The organism is Clostridium sp., assembly GCF_036569345.1.
In the GTDB taxonomy this organism is placed as follows: Bacteria; Bacillota; Clostridia; order Clostridiales; family Clostridiaceae; genus Clostridium_AD.
Genome location: NZ_DATCQT010000093.1, coordinates 1 through 10,150, shown reverse-complemented (window position 1 = coordinate 10,150; position 10,150 = coordinate 1). Strand labels below are relative to the sequence as shown.

Sequence of the window (10,150 nt, the reverse complement as noted above, 5' to 3'; positions counted from 1 at the left end):
GGTTACATTAAAATAGCCAAGATTTACAATTAGGTGCTATAACTAAAAGTAATTATTAACGAATAATTCCAATCCGAGCTTAAATAAGCGTTTTAATTATTTGGTAGATTATTGAATTATAAGGTTGATGGCTATGGAGGTCGTAGTAAAAACCGGAAGCTTTCACATTCATTTTGTTAAAAACGTGCCTAAAGTGAAATATTGCAAATATCAAAAGTGTAATCAATAAAGCTGTCTGTTATTTTACAATAAACCTACATTTAGGAAAACTGCTGCACCCTTTAAATTGACCATACTTGCCATTTCTTAATACTAACTTTCCTCCACATTTGGAACAGATACCCCATACCCCTATTAACTTTTATATCCTTTTCAGCTAATGTCTTGTGAATTGCTTTTACATGAGTTCTTCTAGTTTCTTTACTATCAATATTTAAAGAAATTAATTTTGCATATATATCGTCTTTAACTAAATCAGTTGTATTCTCAATGTTATATTTTTTAATTGCCTTAGGCAAATTTATAATGTACACGACATCCATTTTTGATGTTACTTTTAATTCTGCCTTGTTGTAAAAGCTACTATTGAAATATAATTTATATCTCCAAAGTCATTTAAAATCTCCTTCAATGTTTGTATATATCAATAATTTTGTTTTATTGGATTATGTAGTTTTTCTTTGCGCTTATAAATTATCTGCTTCCAATTATCATCAAAATCATTATCACAATCCAAGCCTTGTAATTCTTAGTTTTTATAACAAAAATACCATAGTTAGATACTATTACATGATCTATCTGTATTGTTCTATTTCCTACCTGTAGCATTATGTTGTTGATTAACTTATACTTTGTTTTATCAAGATTGGATAAGAAAAAAGCAACGGACTTTCACCAAGGAATCCTTTGATTTTAGGCATGAAAATTTCTAAAACCCATGCTGCAATAACTAAGAGCCATGGATAGCAAGATTTCGTTAGCAATAAAAACTATTCCAATTTTTGTAAGTGGTCAAATCCTTAGGTATATATGTGTAGATGGCAACAATAATTAGCAAATTCGCTTCGCTCATAAAAATCCACCGGGGGACATGTACAAATTATAACCACAATTTGTTTTCCTTAATATTATTTATTATTTATAAAGTCTTGATAATGCCCCAACGCAACACTATACATATTATTACCAGTATCATTTTTAAAGTTGAAATTATTATTTTTTTTAATGAGTGCTATAGTTTTATTTAATTGAGGTTTATCAGTTATGTTATAGATATCTCCAGAAATAATGTTTTCTTTCATCATATCCTTTGATATTGTATCAATAGCTCTAACATACTTATAAACAGTACTATCGCTCATTAAAACACCATTTTTCTTAGGTTTTCTACTTAACCAATTAGTAAATTCTTTTTTTATATCCATATTTCCAACTTCATCCCATAATATTTTATTACATAACCATTTTAATGCAAGCGACTCATTCTCATCTACCTAATATTATCTTTTCTAAGCAGAATTTCACCTGTTAATAGTAGACTTTACTCTTCTTCTATTAAATTCAGCCGCCATTTACTGTACCTGATCAATACTAGCTCAGTAACCTACACACTTACGTGTTCCCCTATCACGTCCTTCTAGCATTTCAGTCATTCTTAGCAACCAGAGATTTTCCGTTTCACTTCCAATCTCTGGAATGGGGTCTGACCCTATAGAAAAAACTGGAAACAGTTTTTTCTTACTAAAAATGCTCCCCTTTCCGGTAACAGATTTTTATTATTTAATCTGTCTACTTTGAACTGCTCCCCTTTTATTGGACAAAGTATTATAATTGTCTATAGAAGGGGTGATTTTTTTGAAAGTAAAATACACACTTGAAAAGCGTTTAGAAATACTTAATGAATGGAAGAAAGCTAATAATGGCTCACGCAATGCTCTAGCAAGTAGCAAATTCGCTTCGCTCATAAGAACCCCCGGGGTACATGAACAATTTCAACGTTAATTTATAGATTATTCCACTAGCGTTATATATTATTTATACCTTATATTTTAACTTATCTATATATATTATAAACAATCTAGTACTTAAATACCATCATATAACTATTCATGAAAACATACCCTACTGTTTTAAGATAGTGAACAAATTAAAACTTATAAGTAAAATAAATCAAAGTTGAGTTGTTTATCTGCCTCCTCAACTTTTTGGGGAAGAGCTCTACTAATTTCCTCAATATCGTCCTCTGTAATTCCTAGTTTCTTCATTACATTTTTATTAAATACATACCTAGTATTCAAGCACAATAACCTCTCATAGTAGAATGAACTAATTGAATCTGCTAAGCACATAATATTGACTTCTTCTAAATATTTTTCAGCTAATAAAGGAGTATGATGATGTTCTACAATTACTTTTATATCTTCAGGTAATCCCCACCTTTCACATTGCCAGAGTCCTGATTGTTCATGAGTAAATCCCTTCATTACTAATCTTTCAGCTACAATTTGATGAATCCCTTTTTTTTGCATAATTACAACTTCATCTATAAGGTTAGGTAAGCAAATATCTAATATTACAATCCCTATATCATGAATTAAACCATAAGCAAAATACTTATACTTATCTACCTTATCTAGTTTTTCAGCTAACAAGTTTGCAGCAATTGAAGTAGCTAAACAATGTTTCCAATACTTCTCCCTATTCAACTCCTTTGATTTCCCTATATCAGCCGGAATTAAAGATTTGATCAAATAAGAAATTGCTAATTTTTCAACAGTTCGCATTCCTAAATACACTATTGCATCTGATAAAGAATCTATTTTTCTTTGTAAATTAAAATAGCCTGAATTAACATTGTTCAATAGAACTTCACTTAAATTACCACACTTAGCTAATTTATCGGAAAACTCTCCTATGTCGATATTTTCAGAGTTACTAACCATGTTAATTACTTCAGTTATCTCATTATTCATTATTGGTAACTCGTTAGAATTTTCAAAAACATTAAAAATCTCTACACTATTCATGTTATCATCCCCTTTATAATTCAATTTTAAGTTATTATCTAGGAATTATATAAATGCTTTTGTTATATATATCTATGGCTTCTTTAGTAATACCATATTATTCAGTTTTCAAAGAGAATGTTTCAAATTTTCAGTTTCAGCTGTTATATTGTATTCAATTATTTTTAAAAATTTTTATGCTTACTCAAATCAGCTATTAATAAAAACCGCCTCTCGTAAAAATCTAATGCCTTTGATTGCTTCCCTTTTACCTGTAAATTAATAATTTCATAATTGTCAAATAATAATTCAACAATCCGGTTATCCAATAATCCTTCGTCTGTTTGCCGTTTAAAAATTTTATAAATTTCATCTTTATCCATTCCTTTTCTATATGGTCTATCCTCTGATATTGCAGTAAATATATCTGCAACCGTCATTATTCTAGAACCAGTGCCGATTTCCTCTTTAGTAAGATGAAATGGGTAACCACTTCCATCAAGTTTTTCATGGTGATAGGCGGCCCACTCAGCTATTCGATGCAATCCTCCAATTGAATCTAATGTATTAAATGTGTGATATTTATGGCATCTCATAATCTCAAACTCCTGGACAGTTAATTTGCCAGGCTTCTCAAGAATACTGTTTGGTATTACCAATTTCCCTATATCATGAAAATTTCCTGCTATCCTCATTGACTTTACATCTAACTCGGCCATTCCAAATAATTCAGATAATTTTACCGCACATTCACACACACCCGACGTATGAGTAGCAGTAAATCTCGACTTAAAATCTATTAGGTCTCGATACAAATTCGATATTAATAATACGTCTTCTAATCCTATTTGCATGTTTTTAAATTGTCCATTATTCAATAGCAGTGAATATAGTCTTGGAGAAGCTAAATCTAACCAAAAATCCTCTCTTTTAGCTAAGTCAACAAAATAAGCTACTATCTTTTTATTGACAACCGTATCTGATAATTTTTTTATTATTTCTACTATATCTTTGCTTTGATGTAAAATATATTTATTTTTATCTATTAATCTCTCTACATAATCAGATAGCAAGACGATTTGAGACGAAAAGACAACTGGGTTTTCTATGTCTTCTTCCCAAGCACTCCAATCTTTATGATGATTTCTTACTATTTTCGAAATCTTTCTTAGCCATGGTATTTGTTCTAATAATAATTCTCCCCTTATGGTATGAATACTTTCATTTACCTTTTGAAAATTATGAACAGCTATTTTTTCTTCCACTGTTACTGCTCCAATATCATGTAATAATGCAGCTGTAAAAATATTTTCAGTAATTTCAGGTTCTAAATTGGAAAACTTTGCTAATTCCAATGCAATATATGCTGTTCTATGTTGATGCTGCGCAATCAAAGGATTTGCTAAATCCGTTACTTCTGATAAAGATAATAGCAAATTACTCAAGTTTACGAACAAATGTCTTTTCATAAATTCTTCTCCTTTTTAAATAGTAATTCGTATAATACTACCAATACTATTTTTATACTACATTCAATAAATTCCATACAAATTACTTTCTCCTGCTACTATAAATTCACTTCGCTCATAAAGACCCCCGGGGGACATGAACAAATTGTAAATACAATTTGTTTTACTAATGTGTTTCTTCAACTTTTACTGTTGTTAACCCACTTTCGCCATTCCACTTATACCAAGTTAAAATTTTAAGGCCAACAGCATTGCTTGAATCTGGATCTTTAGGATCTCTTTCTAAAGAGGAAAGTTCAGTTATTTTATCTCCATCAATATCTTTAATTGGAGAAGGATAAATTGAATTTATGCTTTCATCTAGGACTGAAACAAGTTCTCCATCTTTTATTATATAAAGAGATTGCGATCCGCTATGTGCACCGATAGAACCAGATACAAAGACTCCATTTATATCACCTTTGGCTTTTGATATATTCATTTCTATACAAAAGTCGGAACCATTTTGCACTGTACTTATTAAACTATATTGACCATTAACATACTTAAATAATTTAATATCATTTGAAGTATTGATTTGTGATAATAATGAAGAGTTTTTTTCATATACCGCCACTTCAAGTAATCCATCATTATCTATGTCACCCACGCTATAATATTTAGATGGATCATCTCCAAATATATATGTTTTTTAACTAATGAATCTGCATATTTACGAAGAACATTACTATATTCAGTATTATTTACTATGTTGCTATCATATTTACTACATGCAGCATATGCTTCTGCAGCTTCTTTATATTTATGCTCAGCGCTCAAAGTAGTTGCAGCTGTATATGCGATTTTATTAGCCATAACACTTTTCAGATTTTTAGCATCTACGCTGTTACTATCCATCTTCATAAGTTCATTTATATACTTATTAGCATCCTCATAGTTCTTACTACTTATAGTCTTATTAGCTAATGTTACATTTAATTTTATAAATTGTTTTTTACATAACTCTATGTTTTCTTGTGCACTAGTATAAAGTGCAACATTTATTTTTGTTACTTTTTTAAATTTTTCTATACTGTTTAAGTAATCCTTAGCATTCATTAATTTTATACCAAGTTGATAACTTGCCTTCTCTATTAATACTTTACTATCTTTATATGAAGGTATTTGCTGTAGTTGCAATAATGCTTTCTCAAATTCATTATTTTTCAATAACTCTGCTGCATACCTATAATGTGTTTCTTTAATTTCTTCGTCAGCATTTTTGTAATGTTTTAGCTTTTCAAATGCCGGTAATGCTTCATCATATTTGCCACTGTTTAATAATTTTATTGCACTTCCATATTGTTGATTTCTTATTACCGCTGGTTTTATATACCTAATAGATACAAATATAATAAAGAATAATAATATTGCCGCCAAAGTAATTTTAGCTATCCGTATCTTTTTAACTTTTTGATTTTGTTTTATAGCATCTTCAAGCTTAATTTGTTTTTCTCGTTCTTCATCTTCTCTTTGTTTTTCCTGTTTTGCCTTTAACTCCATTTTTTCTTGATAGATTTGATAATCATTGTAGGACTTTTCTAAATACTCTTTATTTATAATGTTAAACTGACCAGCTTTATCTCGTCCACATCTACAGCATGTTAAATCGGAAATATTATTTAATCTTCCACAGCAGCATATCCATCCTACTTCTTCTACAACTTTTGGAACAAATTCAATACTATAAGGATTTTCTTCTAATTTAATTCTATCTAGTTCCCCAATTAACACATTTCCCAAAACATCTATCTTTGTTCTTTCAGGTATTTTTTTTACTTGGTCATCTATATTTATTTTCTGAATATCTCCATTTTTATAAACTACTTTTTCAACATGTATGTTAACCTTTCTTACATTTTTATTTATAAGAGGTACGGCCACATTCTCACCAACCGTATTATTTGGTCTTACATCCAAATCTTGATAAGTATACTTAACGGTATTATCATTTTCATCAATTTGGTCTCCAGCGTCATCAAAACATTCAACTGAAATATATACTGATGAGATATTTTCATTTGATATATTACATATTTTCAACTGAAGAACAACATTATCGTAAAGAGCATCATAAAGTAAAGAACCATTAATTATTTCTACTGGCCATTCTTTAAACCAGTAATTAAGATCTATATACCTGATATTTGTATATCTACTTTCAACCATTATCATTTCCTCCTAATTCATTACAGTGGTGGTAGAGTCTCATCTAATATATTTTGCTTTCCAGATACGTCATTATTTTTATTTAAGCCTTCTAAAATATCTGCGATTCCCTCGTTTTGTCTTATATTGCTGATTTTATCCAAGTATCCAATTATAATAAAGCCGACTCCAACCATAGCAAACATAGTTGCTAAGACGAAAAAAGAAGTTGATCGAGTTCCGTTAATAATATAATTATATGCATCCCCTCCAACATAAGAATTTTTGTTTAAAGAAGATAATGTTTCACTAGAGTAATAGTTTGTAAGTTTATCATATCCTATATAAACCATAATTGATGACACGAAAAACATAACTCCAGATAATACATTCCAAACAGCTTGTTTACTTTCATCCATTTTTCACACTTTCCTTCCCGCTAAAATTTATTAAATTTTTTAATATAAATAGCAAATTCGCCTCGCTCATAAAGACCCCCGGGGTACATGAACAAATTGTAAATACAATTTGTTTTGCTAATGAAAAATCTAAAGATATAAAAATACACTCTATTTAAAAACACTGTCTTCTTTGAGTTTATTTGATTCTTTAAGTATACTTACATGGAAATCGAATCCCTCACGGTCTTTAGTGTTTTTTTTCTCACAGAACTCATTATCAAAGCCTATTTCATGTAGAATGTAATATGAGATAAGCTTTCTTAGCACCGCAATAGCTAGTCCAGTTTCTACTGTGCTAAATGCTTTATCCTTATCCTTTTCACCATAATGAGTAAGGTAATTTCTAGTGTCCTTAACCTGTTTGCAAAATTTTACTGGATATACACCTATGTATTGTCGTAATGGGAAATTCAAGTCTGCTACAAAGAGATCATAAAGACGTTCCAACAGAGTTATAGAATCACTTTTCTCCAGTCCCTTAGCTTTTGAAAACAGCTCGTCATACAGATGGTCATAATTAGGGCTTTCTTTCCATGAAACTATTTTATTAAGCACCCTTGTATGATAATTTTTTCTTGAATTGCAGACAAACCTTGCATGATATGTTTCAAGAGCCTGAACTGAATTCAAAAATACCATCTCTACAGACATGTCATTATATTTTACTGGGACAAGATACAAGTCAATTACTGGTTTAAGTCTTTCATACTTTTCTATCCAATTTGACATTAGATTCTTCTCCTTCAACTCCAAAAGTGTAAATACCAATTTATATTGTGATATGTCTTGTGACTCATCCACTGTTTTTCGATTAAGTATGACTTCGAATGGAGTGCTATATTCCATATTTGATGTTTCAGAGAATATTACATGACTGCTTTTAATAGCTGTAGCATATCCAGTTGCAAATGGTATAAGTTCAGAGATAGTGTTAAGCCTCTCTTCAAACTCAAATATTGATATTCGTTCTTTGCTTTTAAATTCAAAATTTACATCCTGAGTAATCTTTATTTCTTGTTTTGAAGTTTCAGAAGAATATTTTGATATCATTGGTGTGACAGTAAGCATATCTCCATTTCTATATGTATATTTGATATCTCCTTTCTCTTCCCATTTAAATTTCACGTGTTTATCTTTATATTCTGAAATTAATTTGCATAGACCAGACCATTCTACAGCGTTACTAAGCCTAAAAAATGCTCTATCCGTATAAGCATCTTCAATTTTTTCAAAATACTTTCCCCAATATACTGCATCAACGGAGTAATATAAATCTGAATGGCTCCCAATATAATCATGTCTAGTAAAATAAGCACAATTTATTAACGCTACTTCACCTTCATTATCAAGCTTACCGTTAATTATGTCTTTATATGTAACTGTCATTTTGTGATTTATAGAACTACCTTTTGAAGGCAACTTTATTATAAGGTACATTCCACCTTTTTCCTCATTAACAACCAGAGTTCCAACACTCTCTTCATCCTCATAGATTTTCCATTTTCCATTATAATGGTTTATATCTTTCATTCTTTGCCCCTTTTCTTATTTATGACTTCGAAGTCCTCCCCATATTGCCCTTGAATATTAGCAAATTCACTTAACTCATAAAATCCCCAGGGGTACATGAATAATTGTAAACACACTTTTTTTGCTATTAATTTTCAAAAATTTATATAAACTTCCACTGACTGTACTGATGCATGAGCTAATCCTTACCATCAGCTATTAGAAAATAAAACCTGAACGCACTGCTTCCAGATTTTACAACGGGGTCGTGTCAGCAAACCGATAAATGTAAATTATAGCAACATAGCTTGTTCGTTTCACTTCCAAACTATGTAAGGGGTCAGACCCTTGGGTAAATATGTATAGTAGTATAGATGCTAACAATTAATAGCCAATATTGTTTTGTGACAAGATAAATCATAATTACAATTATCTTATTAACAAACAAAACTTAAGCACATAGCTTGTCCGATGCACTTCCAACCTCTGCAAGGTGTCAGGCCGTTGGATAATTGTGTATAGTCATGTTTAATATTATTTTATAAAACCAGACCTCCCTGTTTTCAGGTGACTGCCCCTCCTCCCAAGTTTATAATCAAGTTCATCTTCGCCTCACAAAGACCCCCGGCAGACTGTGCGTAAATTAGGTTTTAAATATAATAGCAAACATAAACATCTAGTTTATGTAACGACCTCCGAGGTCGTAGTAGAATCTGCTAAAAATTATGCTCATACTTTTGAGATGTTATTTCTCTAATAGAGGGTTAATACCGCTCTTAATACTTCAATATTTTTATCCATATCACCCAAAACTTCCAACCTATGACCAACTCCATCAATTTGTTTTAATGAAATATTTTATTTTATAGGAGTTAAATATATGTGCCTTGCTTCAATACATAATTTCTCCTCAACCTTTTATATTGAAATAAAATACTTCTTTTTGTCTCCATGGCTTCCCCAAAACTCAGCTAACTTCACCTTATGCTCTCTGCATACCTTTAACCCATCTTTTCTATTTTTCAAGGGTTCTAGTTCAACCTCTATATTTTGGTTCTGATCATTAGTTATAGTAACTTTGAACCTATCATTTGAAATCTCTTCTATAAGATTATAAATGGGTGGACTACTATTTATTGACGTGAAATATTTTAACCAAAGTACACTATCCACATTTATATACTCATATAGATTACTTATATCCTTTTCACCTTCTAACACTGAAGAAGATGTAACTATTGGGATCACTAATTTCTTTAACCGCTTATAAGACTCTTTAAAATCATTGGTAGGTAAAACTATCTTACCTTCTTTAATATTACCAATAAAAGTAACATTGCCTATATAAGCTAAATAACCAGTGTAAGCTGCTACGAGCGCATCTAGTTTATCTGTTTTTTCGTGTTTTCCAGATCCATATAATATTTTTTCAATGCTTTTAAAACCTGAGTTTTCTAATATATCAATTCTTTCTTTTAACCCCTTTGCAGTATCCTTTGGTGAAGGTATATAACCTAAT

At 30.4% G+C, this 10,150-nt stretch carries 11 protein-coding genes; all 11 read right to left on the bottom strand.

Features of this window, described 5'->3' with window-relative positions:
- Nucleotides 1–238: 238 nt before the first annotated feature.
- Nucleotides 239–340: a topoisomerase DNA-binding C4 zinc finger domain-containing protein gene (locus tag VIM70_RS09715; protein ID WP_331945557.1), complete on the bottom strand. Its 102-nt coding sequence runs from the start codon at nt 338–340 to the stop codon at nt 239–241.
- 353 nt (nt 341–693) lie between these two features.
- Complete coding sequence (locus VIM70_RS09710) at nt 694–828, bottom strand: nuclease-related domain-containing protein (RefSeq protein ID WP_331945556.1); 135 nt, start codon at nt 826–828, stop codon at nt 694–696.
- A 299-nt stretch (nt 829–1,127) separates the two neighbouring features.
- Nucleotides 1,128–1,424, bottom strand: a complete 297-nt coding sequence (locus tag VIM70_RS09705) for a hypothetical protein (protein ID WP_331945555.1) — start codon at nt 1,422–1,424, stop codon at nt 1,128–1,130.
- A 351-nt stretch (nt 1,425–1,775) separates the two neighbouring features.
- Nucleotides 1,776–1,964 carry a hypothetical protein gene (locus tag VIM70_RS09700; RefSeq protein WP_331945554.1) on the bottom strand — a complete coding sequence of 63 codons (189 nt, stop codon included), beginning with the start codon at nt 1,962–1,964 and terminating at the stop codon, nt 1,776–1,778.
- Nucleotides 1,965–2,153: 189 nt separating this feature from the next.
- Entirely contained in the window at nt 2,154–3,026 is an 873-nt protein-coding gene (locus tag VIM70_RS09695) for an HDOD domain-containing protein (RefSeq protein WP_331945553.1), read from the bottom strand.
- 164 nt (nt 3,027–3,190) lie between these two features.
- Complete coding sequence (locus VIM70_RS09690; RefSeq protein ID WP_331945552.1) at nt 3,191–4,474, bottom strand: HD-GYP domain-containing protein; 1,284 nt, start codon at nt 4,472–4,474, stop codon at nt 3,191–3,193.
- A 166-nt stretch (nt 4,475–4,640) separates the two neighbouring features.
- Entirely contained in the window at nt 4,641–5,090 is a 450-nt protein-coding gene (locus VIM70_RS09685; protein ID WP_331945551.1) for a hypothetical protein, read from the bottom strand.
- A 20-nt stretch (nt 5,091–5,110) separates the two neighbouring features.
- A complete protein-coding gene (locus VIM70_RS09680; RefSeq protein ID WP_331945550.1) occupies nt 5,111–6,682 on the bottom strand; it encodes a hypothetical protein in 1,572 nt (523 codons plus the stop codon).
- 20 nt (nt 6,683–6,702) lie between these two features.
- Nucleotides 6,703–7,080: a hypothetical protein gene (locus tag VIM70_RS09675; RefSeq protein ID WP_331945549.1), complete on the bottom strand. Its 378-nt coding sequence runs from the start codon at nt 7,078–7,080 to the stop codon at nt 6,703–6,705.
- A gap of 150 nt (nt 7,081–7,230) precedes the next feature.
- A complete protein-coding gene (locus VIM70_RS09670) occupies nt 7,231–8,652 on the bottom strand; it encodes a HEPN domain-containing protein (RefSeq protein WP_331945548.1) in 1,422 nt (473 codons plus the stop codon).
- An 897-nt stretch (nt 8,653–9,549) separates the two neighbouring features.
- The coding region (locus VIM70_RS09665; RefSeq protein ID WP_331945547.1) for a DUF429 domain-containing protein at nt 9,550–10,150 on the bottom strand (601 nt) is incomplete at its 5' end.

What these genes read in the sequence shown, in the direction of transcription:
- VIM70_RS09675 (WP_331945549.1), bottom strand. Translation starts at nt 7,080, where the DNA reads ATGGATGAAAGTAAACAAGCTGTTTGGAATGTATTATCTGGAGTTATG.
- VIM70_RS09700 (WP_331945554.1), bottom strand. Translation starts at nt 1,964, where the DNA reads ATGAGCGAAGCGAATTTGCTACTTGCTAGAGCATTGCGTGAGCCATTA.
- VIM70_RS09680 (WP_331945550.1), bottom strand. Translation starts at nt 6,682, where the DNA reads ATGGTTGAAAGTAGATATACAAATATCAGGTATATAGATCTTAATTAC.
- VIM70_RS09705 (WP_331945555.1), bottom strand. Translation starts at nt 1,424, where the DNA reads ATGGATATAAAAAAAGAATTTACTAATTGGTTAAGTAGAAAACCTAAG.
- VIM70_RS09670 (WP_331945548.1), bottom strand. Translation starts at nt 8,652, where the DNA reads ATGAAAGATATAAACCATTATAATGGAAAATGGAAAATCTATGAGGAT.
- VIM70_RS09690 (WP_331945552.1), bottom strand. Translation starts at nt 4,474, where the DNA reads ATGAAAAGACATTTGTTCGTAAACTTGAGTAATTTGCTATTATCTTTA.
- VIM70_RS09695 (WP_331945553.1), bottom strand. Translation starts at nt 3,026, where the DNA reads ATGAATAGTGTAGAGATTTTTAATGTTTTTGAAAATTCTAACGAGTTA.
- VIM70_RS09710 (WP_331945556.1), bottom strand. Translation starts at nt 828, where the DNA reads ATGCTACAGGTAGGAAATAGAACAATACAGATAGATCATGTAATAGTA.